An 18,364-nucleotide genomic window follows, 5' to 3' on the forward strand; every position below is an offset into this window, starting at 1 on the left:
CTTCTAATTAAAAATAAGAGACAACCTTAGTTAGAAGCAGTAGTTATACTCAGAGCCACAAGGGATTGGTGAGTTACACACAACTCGCAACCAGACGCAACTACTCGCAACCTTAGACAACCTTTCGCCACCCCCGGCGGGATAATCCGCCGACTTTTTTAGTCCCTGTCGTCCAGTCGTCGCGGTTATCCATGATGTATTTAATCTTCTTGGCGGCCGACTTATTTTTGACGAGATCACCGGCACCGATGTTGTTACCAATTTCTTTCGAGGTGATAAAGTCGCCTTGCCAAGTACCTAATACGTTCTCGATTTCATCTTCGATAGCATCCACATACATAAACATTGACCTGTGCAGATTAAGCTGTTTCTCTTGCTCAGGTGTGACTTCAAAGCTAAAACCAGCCTGATATAGCGCAACTGCCTCACCCCATAACTGTTGGACAACTTCGGCAGATAAGTCCGTCACCGGGTGCTTCTTCTGCTGCGATTTATCAACTTTCAGTGGCAGAAATCGGCGTTCACCAGTCTTATCCTTTAAATAGGTCTCTTCGTTAGTCGTTCGAGCAATCACGAAGGATTTATCACGGCGTACGGTTGTTTTTCCATATGCAGGTCGAAACTCTAGTCGACGTGCCGAGATGAATTTTTTGAGTTCTTCAAAACTTGAGTTAGACGTCGCTGTGAGTTCATCGTCATTAACAATCCATGACCGTAGCATTGTGCCGTAACCATCCTTGTCAGTGAAGTTGATAAATTGATCCGTATACCACCCGTTTGCCAATTTTTCTAGCAAGGTTGTTTTACCAGCACCCTGGCCACCGACAAGGTCGAGAACGAAGTCGAATTTAGTCGTTGGTTCAAATGCTTTCGCAACTGCTCCGACAAGCCATAAGCGCGTGATAAGCGTTGTTAGCTCGGATATTTCAACGCCCAGATAGGTATTCATAAATGTCGGAATGCGTTCTTCATGGTCCCAAACTTTATTGGCATTCAATAAGTATTCCTGAACCGGATGAAATGACTGCTCACGGCTTAGAGCGATGATGCCATGCATCAATGCCCGGTCACTGAATGATGCTCCCCATAGACGTTCAAGCTCGCTTAAAATCAATGAGTCATACGCATCTAGCATTTGTCCTTGCTTGATATGCAACTTTGGCACGTCCCGAGCGACTTCAACTTCCCAAGTAAATTCGTTGTATCGGAATAATCCTTGAAGTAATGGATCATATTCAATCGCTAGTTGCACGTTCACAACGCTGGTAGTCTTCACACCACCGTTAGCTGATTCTTTCCACGGCGGCGTCATTGCTAATACATTTTGTTTGGCGGACTGTTGCTTATTCGCCAGTTCGTCTAGTAGTGCTTTATCCGCCATTTCGTCGCCTCAATTCCTTTTTGACCATGCTGTCGAAAGTACGGTCAAATTCTTTAACGTCAAGTGGGTTTGATGTGTTGTCATTTGCCAACTGTGCCAGTGTGTAAACGGCTTTAGCATCAACGTTCCGATATAGGAGCCCACCGATGAAGGCTGCTAAAGCCATATTTCGGCCACCTGTTTCTCCCAGTCCGTTTGCAATTTGCTCAAACAACTCAGCTGTCTTACTATGCTGGCCAAACTGCTGCTCCTGATTCCCCAGTGTTGTTTGGGTCATCTCGCGAATTGGCTTGTACTCCTGCTGCTTTTTGCCATTGATTGCATCAATCAATTCGGTGGGCGCAAGTGCAATCTGGTTTCGGTTGTCCCACTTATATCCACCTTTAGTCGTTGGGCTTGGTGCTACCATCACGTAATTGTTCACGTGGGCCTTTATGTCTACCCCTGGCAGCCACCCGATGACCTGCGTCATCTCAATACCTGCGGGTTTCTTATAAAACAACTGCGTCCCACCACTCCCAGTGGTTTGTGACAGCGTCTCTGGAAACTGTTCGGGGTGTTCCGCGTAGTAGTCGCGAAACGACTGAATGCCATCTTCGCCATCGGTGTGTTCATCGATATCCACGACCAGAAAATCAACCGTGCGAAATGCGATCCGCGCATTCGGATGACGCCGCCACGCTTGCTTTAATTCTGCTTGTGTCATTGGTGGGCGATCTGCGAATTCAACGAGTGGCCGCTTATCAACTGCGGCCATTGGCAAAACGTAAAAGCCTTTGCTGGCATATGCCAACGCGTAATTTTCAAGTGTCTGCATAGTCTAGGCCTCCATTCTTAACGGGCATCCCACCCGTTCGGTGGAAAACGTCACTGCGCGATAAACATTTAGAATGGAATGTCGTCATCACTGATTTCAAGCGGTGCAGGCTGATTTTCGGCTGGTTCAAAGTCGTAGTCCTTATATGGATATTGAGGGTTCTTCTTGTTTTCACGGACAGCTAAGTGCATGATTGCCGTCTTACCCTTGGCATTCATAAATGCCGTCACAAGCGTGTCGATTGAGTCCCAGTCAATATCGGATAAGGTAACACCAACCGCGTTAGCCAACCGAGCGACTAATTGCACGCGTTGTGCTAAGACTGATTCTGGAATTGCTTTGCCGTTAGCGCTGGTTTCATCGAAGTTAAACATGTTGGAATCGTTCCGACCGGCGTATTCGCCATCTAAAATGCTGACCTTGATTTGCAGACCGTCCCAGCCAGTGCGTTGAGAAACGAAGTGGGCAACATCTTCTAAAATCACGTTGTAGTCGCCTGATGGTAATGAGTCATAACCTGATTCTGGCTTGTCCTTTGATGCGTCGAAGTTTTGGGTGGCTTTCATTACGATATCTTTTAATGACATAATTTAAAATCTCCTTATTTTTCGTTAGTAGTTGTCTTAGCAGCAGGTGCAGTTTGCCGTGGGAAAACCCCAGGCACATTTTCGAGAATGCGTAAAATCTTTGGGTCTGAAATCTGTTCGCGATCATATTGTTTGCGTTTATCAGTTGCTGACCGTGAATAGTTTGTACCGATACGGCGGGTACGAATGACCAGGTCAGAATTTCCGTTGACCATGTTGTACCATTTGGTTTTTAGCGATGGCGCCTCAACTGAGTTACCATTGCTGTCGGTCTTTTCGCTAATTCGGCTCACGTACACCACGTTCATCGGCAGTGCTTTTAATTCCAACACCAGACCCCGAACAATCTGCTCTTGCATTGCGTAACCCTTGCCGTAACCCAAGTCTGATAATGCCTTAATATTGTTTTCGATTAAGATTGACTGTTCAATCAGGTCAATCACATCATCGATAACATCAATCACGACCGTTTCAAAGCCGCTGTTCGTTGTACCGAGTTCAAGGATTAATTCATCCAACTGATCAATGACCGACTGCTTCATCGACCCGTCAGGATTTTGGATATTTTTCAGTTGAAAGTTTGGTAACCCAGCCTTCTCAGCGTTGTCATCTGTGTTGATAAAAAATGGATTTGGAAACCGTTCAGCGAGATAGCTCTTGCCCGACATGGTGGCACCCCAGATGAAAAATGTTCGCGGTGTGTCCATCGGTTTTTTGCGTTCGTTCTTTGGTAGTAGTCCCAATTAAATGACTCCTTTCTTTTTTGCCTGGTAGTATGCCCAGCCAGACTTATAATCGTGAGCCGTGGCGTAAAGTTGAAACTCTTGCAGGTTCTTCAACTCTGACGGCCGTTTACCGGCAATCAATTTGCTGGCGTTCTGCTTTTGCACCTGATGCACGATTTTTAATCGATGTGCAATCTCAGACTGGCGTTTCTTGGTTTGGTTGATTTCTTGTAAATCGCCATTAATCGTGACGACTTCACCACGTGCTTTCGGTAGGTCAGCACCACAATCTGGGCAGTGGCCGTCTTTGACTTCGGTCACATAAAACGATGAGAAACATACTGGGCAAACAACAACGTTTGGACTGGTGTTCTTTTCAGTCTCACGCTTGTTCTGTTTCTTGTTCTGCTCTCCGTCTAATGACCACTCGCGATAGTCAGTCGGTAAACCAAAGCGTTCGGCGTTTCTAACGTGATCTAAAATCACGGCTGTCTTGCCTTCACGCGGGTTCATCGCTCGCATTGCAAATTGTAGGTACAGCGACAGTGATTGAGTAGGCCGCAGTTGGATAACGCAATCCACGTTTGGTAGGTCCAGCCCCTCAGTAAATAACTCCACGTTCGTCATTACCGTGATATTTCCTGCACGAAAATCTTCAACAGCTTTAGCACGTTCCTCTTCAGGTGTCTCACCGTCAACTTCGACTGCTGCCACTCCTGCTGCATTAAACTCTTCCGCCAACCGTTTGGCTGATTCAACCGAGTAGCAATATGCGATTGCTTTCATTCCGTTAGCGTGGCGTTTGTACTGTTCAATCGCACTGCCGTAAATTTCAGACTTCAATGCACTGGCAATCGATTCATTCGTAAACTCACCATTGCGGCGTCTGAGCAATTCAGCATTGATATCAGGCGGTGCGTAATATTTAACCGGTGCCAGAAAGCCATTATCAATCAGCCACTGCACTGGTTTGCCTTGGATTAAGTCATCGGCGATAATGCCCAGGCCTTCACCAGATAGTCGGTAAGGCGTTGCCGTGAAAAGTAGCAGCACCGCATCTGGAAATGCTTCAATGATTTTTCGATATGTTTTAGCCAGCGCATGGTGCCCTTCATCAATGATGATTACTGCTGGCTCAGTCAGGCGTTTGATTCGGCGGCTTAATGTTTGAACCATCCCCGTTTGGCTGATAGTCATATCCACGCCCCACTTCTCGTAGGTGCCGGCAATCTGATCAACTAACTCTTTGCGGTGGACAACCGTCAAAACTCGGTTTCCCTTTTGCGTTGCCCGCTTTGCAATCTCGGCCATGATGACTGTCTTACCAGTGCGTGGTGGTTGCTGAACCACAATGCGGTGGTTTCCGGCAGCCATTGACTTGTAGATATTGTTAATCGTTTCTGTTTGATAATCACGTAGTGGCATTACTCTTCATCCGAATCAACATCCTGGATTTCCAGGTTGTCAAAACCATATCGAATCATCGTTTCTAAAATCGTGCGCATCGGGATACCCGTTTCCGCGGCCAGCATTTTAATTTTCTTGTGCAGGCTTAAACCAACAGTCATCATTTGATAGCCGGTCTCTTTCTCAAGTTGCTTTGTTAGCACTAAATTTTTGTTATTCATAATGTTGTCCTCCTATCGAATTCGTAGTGACTGGCCTTGCTTCAAAATTGCTCCTGGGACTTCCTTACCAGACTTCAAATCGTCCTTAATCTTCTTTTTGTCGGCGTGCCATTCATCGACATGCACCAGATAACTAACTGGCAGCTTAGTTTCGTCAACCAAATCAACTGCCGGCGGGTTAGCCTGGATGCCAAATGAAAAGTAGGGCGTCTTAAACTTCGTCTTGCCTGTCTGCTCCATGGCGTCTTGCAAGCGTTCCTTCAACCATTTGATGTTGTTGTCGATTGACTGAGCACGTTCACGGAGACGTTGCGCCTCAGCCTTAATCGTGTCGGATTGGCCCCTGAGTTCGGTGATGACTTTTGCGTAACCATCGGCCTTGTCTTCAATTGCGTCGGTGATTGACGCTAAGGTGTCAGATAAAACTTCTGGATCCACATCGCCATCCTGCATTAAATTGAGCAGTTTGCCGTAGTTCTCTGTTAGTGTGTATAATGTGGTCATGAGATAGTCTCCAATCTATTTTTCTTTGCCGTCTGAGGGTGCGACCTCGGCGGCTTTTTTGTATTTCGTTACGATACGTACCGCGTCACTATACGCTGCTAGTGAACCAAGCTGGTAAGCACGCTGCTGGTCTGTGCCGTCTGCGTAGTCATAAGCTTGCGTACGTGCGTTATCGGCTAGGTGCTGTAACTGTCGAATCGCTTCGTCCATAACTCTCTACCTCCAATTCACGTAACTTAATCTGAGTCAGTATCATCAGCCACTCCCACGTGTTGTCACCCGATAACACCTGATTAGTGGCGTTTTTATTTGCTTCGATGAGTGTTGTCACTCTGTCCATCTGTCTCTCCCCCAAACATGTCCATCATCAATTCTTTGAAGCTGTGGTAGCGTCCTAGTGCTCCGCCAATCAGTAATGCCATGAGCAAGCCGACCACTGTGGGCTGGTGCGTGATAAGCCAATTAATCATGTTTCTACCTCCTTGCGTGTGCGAGCGCGTGTTTAAATTGAGGAGATAACGCGATCAATCTCGCGTTTTGAAAAAAGAAGTTTGCCACCGTTTCTATGAAGCTGGAGCCCATGATTTTTGATCAAATTTTCTAAATTTCGGCGGCCCTTGCCAGCATATATTTCCGCATCTTGCCGGGACATCCACTCAGCGGCTGCGGCTTGAGTCTCTCTGCGAATGGTTAATTTAATTTGTTCTAGGTCTTCTGGAGCAAGCATTGGTATCACCACTTTCGTATGAGATAATTACCTCCAGGGAGGAGGTGTAAAAATGGATAACAAAATCGTAAAACCTTTGTTTTTAAGATCGTCATCAGATGGAAATTTCAGAGTAGGTACAAAAGATTCCGAAGCGTTCAAATTTTCTGAAGACATCACCATTGTTGTAGATTGGGAAACTCATCAGCTAAACATCATCGATATGGAAAATAAGACAGTTAAATCAAACTTGAAGGATTAATTTGTCTGATTGGTTTTCTCTAACCAGATAGAGCCCATCATTTGGACAATAAACTAGTAATCCATCTTTGCGTTCTGTACTGCGTTCCTCGCCCTGCATGGCTTGGAGCGCTTTTTTAATTTCATCAGGTGTGCCTTCGAGTGTTAATTTCATTGGGCCGCCTCCCTCTGCTTGGCATAAATCGTTTCGGCAACGCGAATGTCTAAGCCAAATTTGTCTTTAGCCGACATCAATTGCGTTGTGTCTTCCAGGATTGATTCCCTAGTAAGCATCATCTCGGGTGTCATCTCTGCCTTCTTGACCATCTTGGGATAGCCATATTTGGTAGAAACTGCCTTGTTAGCAATCGTGTTTGCTTTGATAAAGTCCAAACGAACGGGCCTTTTCAAGCCACGTGATAGATCAGCCATCATTTGCTTTTGATGTTCCTTGTCCAACATGCGGAAAATTTCAAACCCTTCAAGGCCAGACGATTTTCGGAGTTGTTTGATGACTTCAAAAACCCAACGCTGAAATTCAATGGCCTCTGCTTTCTTACTTTTAAAAACAAGTTTGTAGATGTTGAATTCGTTAATCACATTTGCTTGTTGCGCTCGCCCCATTGAATCGATGACCTTACTTGAAGTAACCCCATCTGGGTCTAATGAATTGACAGCTCGTGATGTTTGTTTAAGCCCAAGTGCAGAAGTAACATCTGTCGCCACTGCCCACCATTCACCGTCAACTTCAACAAAACGAATCGCGTAGCCGTTCCACTTTTCTATTTTCATTTACTCCCCCTAAAACTTCGGTTTTTCCGAAGTTGTGGACAAAAAAATATCGCTCACTGCGATTCCTAACACATCAGCAATATTTGCGATTGTGCTGTACTTAGCATTCCGCAGCATTGAGATGTTATGCTCGTAGTTGTAGATGGTTTTCTCAGTGACACCGGACTCAATAGCTAATTCTTTAACGCTGACATCTTTGATTAATCGCCACTGGCGTAGCGTCATCTTTTCTTTTACAGGTTGAATCATTTTCACGCCTCCTTTCGATAAATCGAGTATACAATTCGGTTTTTCCGAAGTCAATAACATAATTCGGATTAACCGAAATTTCTTTCAGAAAAGTATTTCCGTTTTTCCGAAGTTGTGATATAGTTTACCTATAAACGGAGGACATAAGAATGTTTTCAAACAACTTGAAATACTTACGCAAATCACGAGGATTAGATCAAGCACAATTAGCCGATGCATTAAACAAGAGTGCCTCAACCATTAGTGAGTGGGAAACTAACAAGTACACTCCAAAGATTGGTATCTTGGCAGATATAGCCGGATTCTTCGATGTTAAGCTTGATGATTTAATGAACGAAGACTTATCTCAAGCCAAAATGTTCACAGCTCCTAAGGCGACTATTGAAGACAATCTGAAAGATGAACTGCACGTTTCGACGTACCCGTATATCCCTGCTGAAATTGCCGCAGGTATCTTAACCTCAGTTGACCCATTCACTCATGAAGACATCGAGACAATCGAACTGTCAGACATCATGCTGGGCCGTTATGCTGGACGAAAAGATATTGTCATCATGAACATCAACGGTGAATCGATGAACCGCGTGATTCCAAACCACTCACTGATTGCTGTCCAAAAAGTTACTGATCCAGCTGATTTGAAAGATGGTGACATTGTGGTCTTCGCTGACAACGGGGAGTATTCAGTCAAACGCTTCTATGACGACAACAAAGCAAGCGTCTATACTTTCTCACCAGATAGCACCGATGAACGCTTCCGCCCAATGGTTTACCGGCATGAAGATTCTGACGGGCTCTCAATCTTTGGTAAAGTCGTCGTGTATACAGTTGTCCTTTAACCCACTTCAGCGGCAACCACGTGCAAGTCGTGGTGTGGGCGTTGCACCATAAAACATATTTGGAGGAGTCATTATGGCATTTTTGGGCGCTATATTTGTACTGATTTTACTGGTTGGCATTGTATGGTTGATTGTTAGCCTCATTCGTAAACATGGATGGAAAAAACCAGCCATCGCAATTGCGGTTGGTCTGGTTGGTTTTATTGTATCTGCTTCATTGACAGGCAACCCGACCTATGCCGGTGTGGAGGTAACCACTGAACAAAAAGATAATATTGCAAAACTTGTCAAAACCGAGAGCGATATTGCCTCTGATGTTAGCTCCAGCGATCAGGCAGGATATAACAAAGACGTAAAGAGTTATCGCACCACATACAAGGCCTTAGTTGGCAAAGATTTTAGCCGGGAAAACAACCTATCGAATGCCTTTGGTGCCTACAAAGGTGATAGTTATAATACGGCAAAGAGTGGACTTGGATCGGCGGTCTTTGTCTGGGCGCACGGCGATGTAGCAGCTAAAATCACTGGTAAAACTAGTGGCAAAGACTATAAAGCGATTATCAATCAGATGTACAAAGACTATTAAAAAAAGCCCACAACTGTTTGAGCGGTCGTGAGTAGTGGTAAAGATATCTATTGATAAATATATCTAACCATGGAGGGTAAAACATATGAAGCGAAGTTGGGTTATTGGAATTATTGTGGCAGTTATCGTCGTAGCTGGAGGCGGTTGGTTTGCCTATTCTCAGCACCAGAAACAAGTCGATATTGACCAGCACTCAGCTCCCTACTATTCTGACACTTCAAAAAAAGGTGAAATTTACGGCTCAGGCAAAGATATTTTGAACTCATATCAAATTGATCAGTTTTATAGTATTGCTCGTGGTGCTATCGACAGTCAAGTCCGTAAGGGTTTATCCGATCAACTAGACAATGAAAGTCTTTATGTTGAAAAGGTGAAGGGAAAAGGACGTTACTATATTGAGTATGTTTCAAAGCTAGATGCTGGAATAATTAAACGGAATTTTAGAACTACATTCACGGCAGGTCTCGAAACTGCTGACTTCCGAAAAAGTAAGACATTTAACATTTATAATTTTCAATCAGGCCTGAAAGATTTCGTTGATGAATATGATCCAGACTAAATAAAAAAAGCCCACCCCATTGGGTGAGCAGTTAAGGTGGTGATGCCAGATTTTTATCCCAATGCGTGTGCGAGCGTCAGAAAGGATAATCAAAAATGACAACCTACAAACAATATATCAAGAAAAACGGTGAAAAGAAATGGCGTGTCCAAGGATATCTTGGCATGGATCCAAAGACCGGCCTGCAAAAACGTACCACTTTAAACGGGTTTAACACTAAGATAGAGGCCAAAGATGCTTTTGAACGGGCTATTTACGATTTCAAATTCAATACCTCGGAACCAGAACCAGATAAACGAACGGTCCAATCTGTATTTGACGAATGGTGGCCAATGTACACTCAAACAGTAGAGTCAAGCACATCAAACAAAACTAAACAAATTTTCGAACATCATGTATTACCTAGTTTCGGGAGTATGTATATTAGCAAAGTTCAGATTATTGATGCAGAAAAATGGTCCCTTTCACTTGCAAAGAAAATGAGCAGCTACGGTAAGGTTCTTTCGTACGCTGGTATGCTCTTCAAGTTTGCAATGCGCATGGGTTACCTAACTAAAAATCCTTTTGAGTATATTGAGAGACCTCGGCGCCATAAAAAGGCTCAGCCATCGGTGACACAAAATTACTACTCAGTTGAAGAGTTACATGCTTTTGTGTCTGCCCTTCATAAATTGGCTAGTGATGAATCTTCATCCCGTTGGATAATGGCTCAGGCCTTTCTCTTATTGGCCGTATCGACAGGTTTAAGGCGTGGTGAGCTACTTGGGCTGAAATGGTCAGACCTCGACCTGAATGCCGGTAATTTGACTGTAAAGCGCGCTATCAAGCGTGATGCAAACGGCTCGTATGTTGGCGGCCCAAAGAATGAAAATGCCTATCGCACCGTTATGCTTGAACCAATGGTTATGAGCTCTCTTCAACAGCTCAGAATGCAGTCAATTCGACTTGCTGAATCGGAGGGGTTACCCGCAATCAGTCCGGATCAGTGGCTATTTCCTAGCAATAACAATCCGGATAAAGTGATAAGCTCTGATACACCTCGGAAATGGATGATGGATTTGTCTGAGTCAACTGGCGTTCGCCGAATCACAATTCACGGCCTGCGCCACACTAAGGCAACTCTTATGTCTGAGGCGGGAATTACCCCATCTGATATCGCTAAAATTCTGGGACATGCTAGCGGTGAGTTTACGATGAAGCATTATATCCATGCAACCGATGATGGCGTTAAAAAAGCCGAGTCAATTTATGGCCGGCTGTTAGAAAATGTAGTTGAAATGTAGTTGAAATCTCTAGCGAATAGATAGGATGTTGATAACACTGGGTTTTAAAGGCCTATCCGTCAACCCCCGTCATCTCCATTGTTAGAAGCCAAGCCGTAACCAGTTGGTTACGACTTGGCTTTTTTGTTTGCTGCTTATCACCCAGTCTGCCGAAAAAATGTGTGTAAACTTTGAAGATTGTGCGTGAATCCACAAAACTTCTGGATCACAGTTTTACGTAACCTTAACCGCGGCTAGTCACTGACCGTGCTATGCTGGAGCTATGAAAACCTACAAATTACCAGTCACCTTAGTCATCATGACGCTCCTAGTTCAGCTTCTGGCCACAAACTTCAGTTACATTGATTCAGCGGGTTATGTCCACGAGCCCGGGTTCTTTACCGTGCCTTTGGGCATATTTGTCATTTCTGGCTCGATTGTAAGAATTGTGTGGTTGCTGCTAAAACCTCGAGTCAAGAAAAGCCTAAATCGTTGACTTTCTGCGCAATCCCTCGAATAATTGACTATATTATTTGGAGGTGTTCACATGAATGAACAATCACGCTTTTTCTTAGAACCGAAAAAGCACACAGAATTTCCATTCCTTGATGGGAAAACTTCAGCAGGCCGCTTATGGGGCATGTTCTTTGGCGCAATCATTATCAGTTTGGTCATGCTCTTACCTCAGGTCCTTATTCCCGCTAGTGCAAGCCTGACCGTTGAAATCCTGGGCCAGATTATCCAATCAGTTGTGCCACTGATACTCTTCTGGGCACTCTATCGGTATGTCGGGCAAATTTCGATGCGCCAACTGTACAAGCGCATTACTATACGTGCATTAGGCTTTGGGATTGTAATGTTCGCGCTCAGTTCCGTTTACGCCGTCATTGTTGGCCTATTGCTCAAAGGGCAAACAACTGCCAATGCCAGCGCCGCTCAAGCAGCCCACATGAGTAAGAGTGCTCTGATTCCCAGTTACCTGTTAAATGAAGGGCTAGACCTCTTTAACCTGATGATTGAGGAACTCATCGCCGTTACTGCCTTCTTGGCAATTTTGGCCTTAGCTAATCACTACTGGCACTTATCTCGTAACGCCAGCATCTGGGTTGGGCTCGGAATTTCAATCATTGTATTCGGTGTGATTCACTTCTCTGCCTATGATTGGCACTGGGCCCAAATGATTCTCCTGATCGGGATGAGCCGCCTCTTTGACACAGGCGTCTACATCCGGACGAAGAACATCTGGATTTCTTATATCATGCACTTCGTTTGGGATACCATCCTGTTCACCATAGGTTTAATCACCAACCTAGGTGCCTAATTGCAAAAAAGCCTCGACAATTGTCGAGGCTTTTTTTATCGTGTTGAACGCGTTTGGAAAGTTCTGAACCCAAAGATGACGACAAGCCAGATCACAGCGAAAATCAAAGCTACCCTTGTTTGGGCGTTGAAGCACATCATGACCACTGTTAGAGCCAAGAAAGCTAAGACCAGGTAATCAGACCATGGATAAAACGGCATTGAGAACCCGGTTGCCTGCGGTTTCTGAGCTTTGAATTTCAGGTGAGCCAAGATGAGCATGACCCAAACAAACAAGAAACTGACGGTTGCGACACTAGAGACTAAGGCGAATACCGAACCCGGGAGCACCCCATTGAGAATTACGGCGACCGCAATGGCCGCAGTCGATGCCATGATTGCCCTGGCCGGCACCTGGCGCTTCGATAATTTTGCTAACCCATGCAACTTGCTGTTTTGCTCCGTCGAAGTCAATGAGAACAATAACCGCCCTGTGCTGAAAATGGCTGAGTTACAGGCTGAGGCAGCCGCTGTCAGGACAACGAAATTAATAATATCTGCCGCTGCTGGAATGCCAACGTTTTTGAATACCTGGACAAAAGGACTCGCATTGGTTGTGACCGCTGTCCACGGATAAATGGCCATGATAACAAACAAGGCCCCAACATAGAAAATAATAATTCGCAGCGGAATTTCATTAATAGCTTCGGGAATCACTTTCTGAGGATCCTTGGTTTCACTGGCCGTCAAACCAACCATTTCAATTCCAACGAAACTAAAGACTACCATTTGCAGCGACAATAAGAAGCCTTGAATCCCCTTGGGAAAGAATCCACCAAAGTTCACTAGATTACCAAGTGAAGCGGCGCCTTGGGGAGTTTTCCAGTGACCAATAATCATCACGGCGCCCAAGACAATAAGGCCAATAATGGCAACAATTTTGATCAAGGCAAACCAGAATTCCGCTTCTCCAAATAAGCCGACACTGACTAAGTTCATGACTAACAGAATGGCCAAGGCAATTAGTCCTGGTAGCCACTGAGGCACATTTGGTAGCCAAAAGCGGATGTATAACCCAATCGCAGTCACCTCAGCCATTGCGACAGCAATCCAGCAAATCCAATAGGTCCATCCTGTCACGAAGCCGGCTTTTTCGCCCAGGTATTGCGTGATGAATTCAATAAAGGTATGGCGATTCACGTCCGACATCAGCAATTCACCTAGTGCCCGCATTAGCAGGAAACAAATGCCACCGGTTAATAAGTAACTCAATAAAATGGCCGGTCCGGCAAGGTGAATTGATTGGCCGGCCCCCAAGAAGAGGCCCGTCCCAATTGTTCCGCCAATCGCAATTAACTGTACATGTCGACTTTTTAAATTACGCGCCAGTTCTGGTTCTGCTCCAGGTTCTTTCATCATCATTCCTCCAACTGTTAGTCAAAGTATACGCGGGAATGACACATTTGAAAAAGTACTTTTGTTCGAGATAAAATGAAATCTTTTCACCTTCAACTAAAAAAATTGACCGCGCCCCAAAGCGCCGGTCAATTTCTAATCACACAAAGTTACTAGGCTTGCCTATGGATTTGGTCTTCTGGAACAAACTTGGTTAATTCCTGCATCAATTCTGTGGTCGGCATCGAAAACTTCAATCGATTCACTACAATAGTCCCCACCTGCGACAGTAAGCGACTCTGATTGGGGCCGACTGCCTCAATCGTAAAACCGGTTAAATTTCCCAAAGGCCGGCTACTACCAAGACCGGCAATCACTGCGCTTGGCGTGATACCTTTCGGCCAGAAAGCAAAGACCAAAAACATGCCAAAAATAAACAAGTTGCGGACAAAACCATCCACGTCGGTTGCTGGGTAGAACCAGGCCACAAGCGCGGTCAAAGCGGCAATCAACAAATAGAATCCCCGCCGCCACCAACTGACAGTGGCCCAAAGCCGAACGCGCAAACGTAAGTACAACGTGCCGCCAATCGCAATTAACAAGATTAATAAATAAACCCAAGTGATGAGTGCCATTATGCCTCCTGCGTCAAAAACTTCGCCATACTAGGATCCTTGGCTAGGTCTGGACGACGTAAAATAATTTCTTTGATTGGCATATTGCGCACAATCTTATAAGCATGTTCATCCGATAACTCCGGCGCCGCATGCAAAATTGCTGCCCGCAGCGTAGAATCTGCCATCAAATCCCTAACCGGGGTTTCTTCCGGGGTTAGTTTTGGGGTGATAGGCGTTTGGCCGATTTCAGCGAATCGATGCACCAGCCAATCTTTTGCCAGATTAACCCACTGCGCAAAAGCTGGCTCAATCGCCTTCGCTTGACCATTAGCAGTGATCTGCGTCCCTAAAGCCAAGCCATGCTGACCTTTTTGAAAAAGGTGTAACTCGAGGGGGACCTCGGCCTCTTCAAGCGCCTTAGCAAAAATCAATGTGTTCTCTACCGGTACGAGGTTATCCTCGTAGGTCGTGAAGATAAATGTTGGTGGCAATCCAGGCTTAACCGCTTGGATTAAGTTAGGCGCCGTGATGTCCATGAACGCCGCAAATGAAGGCAAGGTCACAGGGTAGCCGAGAAGCAACGCCGCTGGCCGGGCCTTTGTGAGTACCGTCATCGCCACAGCCAAGTGGCCGCCGGCAGAAAAGCCAATCAAGCCAATACGATTCACATCAACCGACCATTCAGCAGCATGCTCATGAATTTGTGAGAACGCAAATTCGCCGTCTGCAAGCGCCGTCTCAAAATCTTTGAACGCAGCGACCGCGTACCGCAACACGGCTGCGTGATAACCAGCTGCCAGGAACTGCATCGCAATTGGTTCAGCTTCCCGATCACTTGTGAAATCATAACCACCGCCCGGTAACACGAGAATTAATGGGCGTGGCGATTGATCGGCCATCTCTTTGGAATCAGCCAATAAGAAAACATCCAGCCGGGTCTCCTGCTTGGCATTAATCGGAATGCTGAGTGTCCGCATAGGTTGCCTCCTAGTGTTGGTTGCTGAGCGTCATGACGTCCCGAGCAATCATCAATTCTTCATTGGTTGGAATGAGCAAAACGTCAACCTTTGAATCATCACTGGAAATTCGTTGTTCTTGGCCCATGACATCATTACGATCATCGTCAATCTTGGCGCCAAACACACTCAGACCATCGACAATCCGCTTGCGCATGACCTTGTCGCCCTCACCAATCCCGGCGGTGAAAATCAAGGCATCCACCCCACCGAGTTCGGCAATATAACCAGCCACATATTTGATGATCCGGTTGGCAAAAATATCAATCGCTAACTGAGAATCTGGCTGTGTGTCCCGTGAGTTCTCTAAATCACGCATGTCTGGAGATAGTTCTGATAACGCCAACAAACCAGATTCTTCATTCAAAATCTGCACCATCGCTTCAGGATCTGTAATGTTTAATTTTTGCATTAAGAATGCAACCAAAGACGCATCAATATCCCCACTGCGAGTACTCATCGTTACACCAGCCAATGGTGTAAAGCCCATGGAAGTGTCATAGGATTTGCCATTCTTAATGGCTGTGACTGAGACCCCACTGCCTAAATGCATGACGACCAAGTTCAAATCTGACAAATCCTTACCCAACATTTCAGCTGCTCGACCTGAGACATAACGATTGCTCGTCCCATGCGCACCATACTTGCGGGCCCCAAACTTGTCATAATATTCCCGTTTAATTGAATACAAATAATTCATTGGTGGCATGGTGGTATGGAATGAGGTATCAAAAACAGCGACTTCTGGCACATTTGGCAATAACTTACTGAAGGCCCGAATGCCATCGGCCTCAGCTGGATTATGCAGTGGCGCATATTCAGCCAAAGACTCAATGTTAGCCAAGGCTTTCTCATCGACCAGCACTGAGCGATCGAAAATTTCGCCCCCCGCAACAATCCGGTGACCCACGCCTTGAATTTCGGCATAATCTTCAATAATTTTCAGCTCAATCAGTTTCTTCAACAATAAATCGACCGCAATTTCTGGCGTCTTAATATCGCCAGTTTGAGAGAACTTCTGGCTGTCACCGTATTTAACCGTGAAGACAGAATCGGACAAACCGAGTCGGTCGACCATACCTGAAGCAATCACTTGTTCTTCCGGCATTTGGAATAACTTCCACTTCAATGTTGAACTACCTGAGTTAATTGCTAAAATTTTTGCCATCTGTGCCATCTGCTTTCTTTTCCGTCGCATTGCATGTGTAGGTTTAGATTTTACACATTGACGGGTAATTAACCGCGGATATTTTGGTCCGCCCAATGATTAATTTCTGACAAGAATTTAGAAAAGGCATCCTTGTCATTCAAATCGGGAAATTCTCCGAGTAAGACTTGTTTGGCTTGGACTGCTGCGCCACCCGGCCGTTGCAATACCAATAATGACTTTTGCGCGTTGGCGCTGGCAAACATCGTGGTTGGTAAAGTGAGTAAGCCTTGGAAATGCATGGCTTGCGTGAGCCAACTCGTCAAACCGTTTGCTTCTTCGGATTGGAAGACATTGCTTGGCACGAAGAAAAGACCTAAGCCACCTGGCTTCAACAGTTGCATACTTTGTTCAATTAACAAGTGGTGGGCGTAAGAGTGGCCCTCCTTTGCTGCTGTTGCAAAAGTTTTGGCGCGATCATCCAGCGGATAATAGCCCACTGGCAAATCTGAGACCATGATGTCCATGCCATTAAAGACTGGTGTATCAATGCCATCCTGATGAAATAACTGCACATCGAGGTGTTGCAAGGCACTGCTCATCCCCGCAAAAGCCAACAGGGTCTCATCATTGTCTACGCCAAAGCCTTTCACTGGGACATCTAGCGCGCTATGGAGTTGATTCATCACGGCATAGAGTAGATTTCCCGTGCCGACAGCTAAATCGCCAACAGACAGACTCGTCTTAATCGCAGGATAGAAAACCGTGACCAAATAACTCGCCAGGCTCGCCAGGGCATCTGGTGTGACTTGCTTGTTTGGTTCAATTTGATCTTGAGCAATAATCTTAACCAGCACCAATTGCCAAGCTTGGCGAATCTCCTCAGCACTAAAAGTATCCAGCGTGATTTGCGCATATAACTTCTCGAGCGCTTGAGTGGTGGAAGCATCTGGCAGACCATCCGCATGTGTGACCTCTCCACTCAGGAGGTTGTCACCCGTTTCAATCGCCGCTTCAAGTGCGCTAACATTCAAATTCCGACGCAACAGTGTGGTCGACTGATCCAGTACAGTGTACAAACTTTCTAAATGCGTGTTTGCCAAAAAAAAACCTCCCGTTTTCTACTACTTCTCAATTCTACTCAGGATACACCTGTTATTCAAGCGGTTACTTTCGCGAAACAACGCGCTTCATTTCTTAGACCTGGACACCCACAATTCCGTCATTCGCGCGTCATTCAATCGGATTTGAATTCGATACTGTGAGGCATATTGTTGATAACTCCGAATCAGAAATAAACTGATCGCCGCGGTAATCATCAATAAGACCACCACGCTCAAAAGCGCACTAGCTTCACGCCGCTTCATCGAATCTGACCCGTGTAAAGGCGACCGTGTTTGCGCAGCAGGTAACGCACGCCGTCATCTGTCGTAAAAGAAATATCATCAATTCCTAATAGTAATGGCATATGACCACCTTTATCTGTTGTTAGCCGCAACATGACTGCCCCATTGCCCCGATAGCGTTCCAATTGATAAACCTTATCTTCAGCCGTAAAGTCCAACCGATTACTCGTGACTTGGCGGACAGATTTATTTACCAGTTGTTGCTCCAACGTGGCATCAAGTTTTAACACGGCTAAGATATCTGCATCTGGTGACCCGTGAGTCAATAATTGTACCATTGGTCGCCAGAACAGGGTCAGGGTGATTAACAAGCCTAAACTAATAATCACCTCAATCATGCTGAATGCTGGCCGGTGCTTTAAAAAGATAGGTTTTATCATTAAGAATGACCTCGACTTCAGTTGTTTTCATTCGAATGGTCCCTTTTTGATCGACAAAAACCATTGATGTTAGACCGCGGTCACCAGACTTCAGCGCTGCAATCGCCATTTGTTGTGCGATGGCATACTGCTGCAGCGGTAACACTTGTTGGTGATAATAAGTGTTGAGGATTAATAACCAACCCACGACTAAGGTCAATACCACCAGCGCGGCCAGATGTTCCACCAA

28 protein-coding genes are annotated in these 18,364 nt (G+C 45.5%); 7 read left to right on the forward strand and 21 right to left on the reverse strand.

Annotation, left to right across the window (positions count from 1 at the left end):
• Positions 1-112: 112 nt before the first annotated feature.
• From FC34_RS03740 to FC34_RS03780, 10 genes are all read right to left on the reverse strand, one after another.
• Positions 113-1,381 carry a virulence-associated E family protein gene (locus FC34_RS03740; RefSeq protein WP_057894035.1) on the reverse strand — a complete coding sequence of 423 codons (1,269 nt, stop codon included), beginning with the start codon at positions 1,379-1,381 and terminating at the stop codon, positions 113-115.
• Positions 1,371-2,198, reverse strand: coding sequence for a bifunctional DNA primase/polymerase (locus FC34_RS03745; RefSeq protein WP_057894036.1), 828 nt, complete (start codon positions 2,196-2,198; stop codon positions 1,371-1,373). Before FC34_RS03745 ends, FC34_RS03740 begins: the two co-directional genes overlap by 11 nt.
• A 68-nt stretch (positions 2,199-2,266) precedes the next feature.
• Positions 2,267-2,785, reverse strand: a complete 519-nt coding sequence (locus FC34_RS03750) for a DUF669 domain-containing protein (RefSeq protein ID WP_057894037.1) — start codon at positions 2,783-2,785, stop codon at positions 2,267-2,269.
• Between the two features lie 14 nt (positions 2,786-2,799).
• Complete coding sequence (locus FC34_RS03755; RefSeq protein WP_057894038.1) at positions 2,800-3,528, reverse strand: AAA family ATPase; 729 nt, start codon at positions 3,526-3,528, stop codon at positions 2,800-2,802.
• A complete protein-coding gene (locus FC34_RS03760; RefSeq protein ID WP_083479221.1) occupies positions 3,529-4,935 on the reverse strand; it encodes a DEAD/DEAH box helicase in 1,407 nt (468 codons plus the stop codon). It lies immediately after the preceding gene.
• Entirely contained in the window at positions 4,935-5,138 is a 204-nt protein-coding gene (locus FC34_RS03765; RefSeq protein ID WP_057894039.1) for a hypothetical protein, read from the reverse strand. The genes FC34_RS03760 and FC34_RS03765 overlap by 1 nt, the downstream gene beginning before the upstream one ends.
• Before the next feature lie 12 nt (positions 5,139-5,150).
• Complete coding sequence (locus FC34_RS03770; RefSeq protein ID WP_057894040.1) at positions 5,151-5,642, reverse strand: siphovirus Gp157 family protein; 492 nt, start codon at positions 5,640-5,642, stop codon at positions 5,151-5,153.
• 15 nt (positions 5,643-5,657) lie between these two features.
• Positions 5,658-5,852: a hypothetical protein gene (locus FC34_RS03775; protein ID WP_057894041.1), complete on the reverse strand. Its 195-nt coding sequence runs from the start codon at positions 5,850-5,852 to the stop codon at positions 5,658-5,660.
• A gap of 95 nt (positions 5,853-5,947) precedes the next feature.
• Positions 5,948-6,112, reverse strand: a complete 165-nt coding sequence (locus tag FC34_RS09625; protein WP_157052218.1) for a hypothetical protein — start codon at positions 6,110-6,112, stop codon at positions 5,948-5,950.
• Between the two features lie 32 nt (positions 6,113-6,144).
• A complete protein-coding gene (locus tag FC34_RS03780; protein WP_057894042.1) occupies positions 6,145-6,369 on the reverse strand; it encodes a hypothetical protein in 225 nt (74 codons plus the stop codon).
• A 52-nt stretch (positions 6,370-6,421) separates the two neighbouring features.
• Between FC34_RS03780 and FC34_RS03785 the strand changes: the two genes are divergently transcribed.
• Positions 6,422-6,610: a hypothetical protein gene (locus FC34_RS03785; protein WP_057894043.1), complete on the forward strand. Its 189-nt coding sequence runs from the start codon at positions 6,422-6,424 to the stop codon at positions 6,608-6,610.
• On the opposite strand, the gene FC34_RS09630 is transcribed toward FC34_RS03785, so the two are convergent.
• Genes FC34_RS09630 through FC34_RS03795 form a run of 3 tightly spaced genes read right to left on the reverse strand, consistent with a single transcriptional unit; the run spans position 6,593 to position 7,629 of the window.
• Positions 6,593-6,763 carry a hypothetical protein gene (locus tag FC34_RS09630; protein ID WP_157052219.1) on the reverse strand — a complete coding sequence of 57 codons (171 nt, stop codon included), beginning with the start codon at positions 6,761-6,763 and terminating at the stop codon, positions 6,593-6,595. The two genes, FC34_RS03785 and FC34_RS09630, sit on opposite strands and share 18 nt — an antisense overlap.
• Positions 6,760-7,380 carry a BRO-N domain-containing protein gene (locus FC34_RS03790; RefSeq protein ID WP_057894044.1) on the reverse strand — a complete coding sequence of 207 codons (621 nt, stop codon included), beginning with the start codon at positions 7,378-7,380 and terminating at the stop codon, positions 6,760-6,762. The genes FC34_RS09630 and FC34_RS03790 overlap by 4 nt, the downstream gene beginning before the upstream one ends.
• A 9-nt stretch (positions 7,381-7,389) precedes the next feature.
• On the reverse strand, positions 7,390-7,629 hold the full coding sequence (locus tag FC34_RS03795) for a helix-turn-helix domain-containing protein (protein WP_057894045.1): 240 nt from the start codon (positions 7,627-7,629) through the stop codon (positions 7,390-7,392).
• Positions 7,630-7,778: 149 nt separating this feature from the next.
• Here FC34_RS03795 and FC34_RS03800 point away from each other — a divergent pair, with 149 nt between their 5' ends.
• The 6 genes from FC34_RS03800 to FC34_RS03820 all read left to right on the forward strand — a co-directional run bounded on the left by FC34_RS03800 (position 7,779) and on the right by FC34_RS03820 (position 12,196).
• Positions 7,779-8,468: an XRE family transcriptional regulator gene (locus FC34_RS03800; RefSeq protein WP_057894046.1), complete on the forward strand. Its 690-nt coding sequence runs from the start codon at positions 7,779-7,781 to the stop codon at positions 8,466-8,468.
• Positions 8,469-8,541: 73 nt separating this feature from the next.
• A complete protein-coding gene (locus FC34_RS03805; RefSeq protein WP_057894047.1) occupies positions 8,542-9,054 on the forward strand; it encodes a hypothetical protein in 513 nt (170 codons plus the stop codon).
• Between the two features lie 85 nt (positions 9,055-9,139).
• A complete protein-coding gene (locus tag FC34_RS03810) occupies positions 9,140-9,613 on the forward strand; it encodes a hypothetical protein (RefSeq protein ID WP_057894048.1) in 474 nt (157 codons plus the stop codon).
• A 95-nt stretch (positions 9,614-9,708) separates the two neighbouring features.
• A complete protein-coding gene (locus FC34_RS03815) occupies positions 9,709-10,896 on the forward strand; it encodes a tyrosine-type recombinase/integrase (protein WP_057894049.1) in 1,188 nt (395 codons plus the stop codon).
• Between the two features lie 262 nt (positions 10,897-11,158).
• Positions 11,159-11,371, forward strand: coding sequence for a DUF3955 domain-containing protein (locus FC34_RS09535; protein WP_083479222.1), 213 nt, complete (start codon positions 11,159-11,161; stop codon positions 11,369-11,371).
• A 51-nt stretch (positions 11,372-11,422) separates the two neighbouring features.
• A complete protein-coding gene (locus tag FC34_RS03820; protein ID WP_057894050.1) occupies positions 11,423-12,196 on the forward strand; it encodes a CPBP family intramembrane glutamic endopeptidase in 774 nt (257 codons plus the stop codon).
• 35 nt (positions 12,197-12,231) lie between these two features.
• Here the strand turns inward: FC34_RS03820 and FC34_RS03825 are convergent, their stop codons facing one another.
• From FC34_RS03825 to FC34_RS03855, 8 genes are all read right to left on the reverse strand, one after another.
• Positions 12,232-13,596: an amino acid permease gene (locus tag FC34_RS03825; protein ID WP_420805033.1), complete on the reverse strand. Its 1,365-nt coding sequence runs from the start codon at positions 13,594-13,596 to the stop codon at positions 12,232-12,234.
• 146 nt (positions 13,597-13,742) lie between these two features.
• Positions 13,743-14,204 (reverse strand): hypothetical protein, encoded by a 462-nt coding sequence (locus FC34_RS03830; RefSeq protein WP_057894052.1) that lies wholly within the window; start codon positions 14,202-14,204, stop codon positions 13,743-13,745.
• A complete protein-coding gene (locus FC34_RS03835; protein WP_057894053.1) occupies positions 14,204-15,163 on the reverse strand; it encodes an alpha/beta hydrolase in 960 nt (319 codons plus the stop codon). Before FC34_RS03835 ends, FC34_RS03830 begins: the two co-directional genes overlap by 1 nt.
• 10 nt (positions 15,164-15,173) lie before the next feature.
• Positions 15,174-16,370, reverse strand: coding sequence for an acetate/propionate family kinase (locus FC34_RS03840; RefSeq protein ID WP_057894148.1), 1,197 nt, complete (start codon positions 16,368-16,370; stop codon positions 15,174-15,176).
• A gap of 68 nt (positions 16,371-16,438) precedes the next feature.
• The gene (locus FC34_RS03845) at positions 16,439-17,452 is read right to left on the reverse strand and encodes a class I SAM-dependent methyltransferase (RefSeq protein WP_057894054.1); all 1,014 of its coding nucleotides are present in this window, start codon (positions 17,450-17,452) and stop codon (positions 16,439-16,441) included.
• 87 nt (positions 17,453-17,539) lie between these two features.
• Positions 17,540-17,716 carry a hypothetical protein gene (locus FC34_RS09635; protein ID WP_157052220.1) on the reverse strand — a complete coding sequence of 59 codons (177 nt, stop codon included), beginning with the start codon at positions 17,714-17,716 and terminating at the stop codon, positions 17,540-17,542.
• Positions 17,713-18,135, reverse strand: a complete 423-nt coding sequence (locus FC34_RS03850; RefSeq protein WP_083479223.1) for a ComGF family competence protein — start codon at positions 18,133-18,135, stop codon at positions 17,713-17,715. The genes FC34_RS09635 and FC34_RS03850 overlap by 4 nt, the downstream gene beginning before the upstream one ends.
• The gene (locus tag FC34_RS03855; protein ID WP_157052221.1) at positions 18,086-18,361 is read right to left on the reverse strand and encodes a hypothetical protein; all 276 of its coding nucleotides are present in this window, start codon (positions 18,359-18,361) and stop codon (positions 18,086-18,088) included. Before FC34_RS03855 ends, FC34_RS03850 begins: the two co-directional genes overlap by 50 nt.
• Between the last annotated feature and the right edge of the window lie 3 nt (positions 18,362-18,364).

The organism is Lacticaseibacillus brantae DSM 23927, from assembly GCF_001436115.1.
Lineage (GTDB): Bacteria > Bacillota > Bacilli > Lactobacillales > Lactobacillaceae > Lacticaseibacillus > Lacticaseibacillus brantae.

Coding starts and splice junctions, on each gene's coding strand:
- FC34_RS03840 (WP_057894148.1), bottom strand. CDS start 16,370: ATGGCAAAAATTTTAGCAATTAACTCAGGTAGTTCAACATTGAAGTGG.
- FC34_RS03760 (WP_083479221.1), bottom strand. CDS start 4,935: ATGCCACTACGTGATTATCAAACAGAAACGATTAACAATATCTACAAG.
- FC34_RS09630 (WP_157052219.1), bottom strand. CDS start 6,763: ATGAAATTAACACTCGAAGGCACACCTGATGAAATTAAAAAAGCGCTC.
- FC34_RS03750 (WP_057894037.1), bottom strand. CDS start 2,785: ATGTCATTAAAAGATATCGTAATGAAAGCCACCCAAAACTTCGACGCA.
- FC34_RS09625 (WP_157052218.1), bottom strand. CDS start 6,112: ATGATTAATTGGCTTATCACGCACCAGCCCACAGTGGTCGGCTTGCTC.
- FC34_RS03850 (WP_083479223.1), bottom strand. CDS start 18,135: ATGATAAAACCTATCTTTTTAAAGCACCGGCCAGCATTCAGCATGATT.
- FC34_RS03785 (WP_057894043.1), top strand. CDS start 6,422: ATGGATAACAAAATCGTAAAACCTTTGTTTTTAAGATCGTCATCAGAT.
- FC34_RS09535 (WP_083479222.1), top strand. CDS start 11,159: ATGAAAACCTACAAATTACCAGTCACCTTAGTCATCATGACGCTCCTA.
- FC34_RS03765 (WP_057894039.1), bottom strand. CDS start 5,138: ATGAATAACAAAAATTTAGTGCTAACAAAGCAACTTGAGAAAGAGACC.
- FC34_RS03830 (WP_057894052.1), bottom strand. CDS start 14,204: ATGGCACTCATCACTTGGGTTTATTTATTAATCTTGTTAATTGCGATT.
- FC34_RS03770 (WP_057894040.1), bottom strand. CDS start 5,642: ATGACCACATTATACACACTAACAGAGAACTACGGCAAACTGCTCAAT.
- FC34_RS03805 (WP_057894047.1), top strand. CDS start 8,542: ATGGCATTTTTGGGCGCTATATTTGTACTGATTTTACTGGTTGGCATT.
- FC34_RS03795 (WP_057894045.1), bottom strand. CDS start 7,629: ATGATTCAACCTGTAAAAGAAAAGATGACGCTACGCCAGTGGCGATTA.
- FC34_RS03815 (WP_057894049.1), top strand. CDS start 9,709: ATGACAACCTACAAACAATATATCAAGAAAAACGGTGAAAAGAAATGG.
- FC34_RS03835 (WP_057894053.1), bottom strand. CDS start 15,163: ATGCGGACACTCAGCATTCCGATTAATGCCAAGCAGGAGACCCGGCTG.
- FC34_RS03810 (WP_057894048.1), top strand. CDS start 9,140: ATGAAGCGAAGTTGGGTTATTGGAATTATTGTGGCAGTTATCGTCGTA.
- FC34_RS03740 (WP_057894035.1), bottom strand. CDS start 1,381: ATGGCGGATAAAGCACTACTAGACGAACTGGCGAATAAGCAACAGTCC.
- FC34_RS09635 (WP_157052220.1), bottom strand. CDS start 17,716: ATGAAGCGGCGTGAAGCTAGTGCGCTTTTGAGCGTGGTGGTCTTATTG.
- FC34_RS03745 (WP_057894036.1), bottom strand. CDS start 2,198: ATGCAGACACTTGAAAATTACGCGTTGGCATATGCCAGCAAAGGCTTT.
- FC34_RS03780 (WP_057894042.1), bottom strand. CDS start 6,369: ATGCTTGCTCCAGAAGACCTAGAACAAATTAAATTAACCATTCGCAGA.
- FC34_RS03825 (WP_420805033.1), bottom strand. CDS start 13,596: ATGATGATGAAAGAACCTGGAGCAGAACCAGAACTGGCGCGTAATTTA.
- FC34_RS03820 (WP_057894050.1), top strand. CDS start 11,423: ATGAATGAACAATCACGCTTTTTCTTAGAACCGAAAAAGCACACAGAA.
- FC34_RS03790 (WP_057894044.1), bottom strand. CDS start 7,380: ATGAAAATAGAAAAGTGGAACGGCTACGCGATTCGTTTTGTTGAAGTT.
- FC34_RS03775 (WP_057894041.1), bottom strand. CDS start 5,852: ATGGACGAAGCGATTCGACAGTTACAGCACCTAGCCGATAACGCACGT.
- FC34_RS03800 (WP_057894046.1), top strand. CDS start 7,779: ATGTTTTCAAACAACTTGAAATACTTACGCAAATCACGAGGATTAGAT.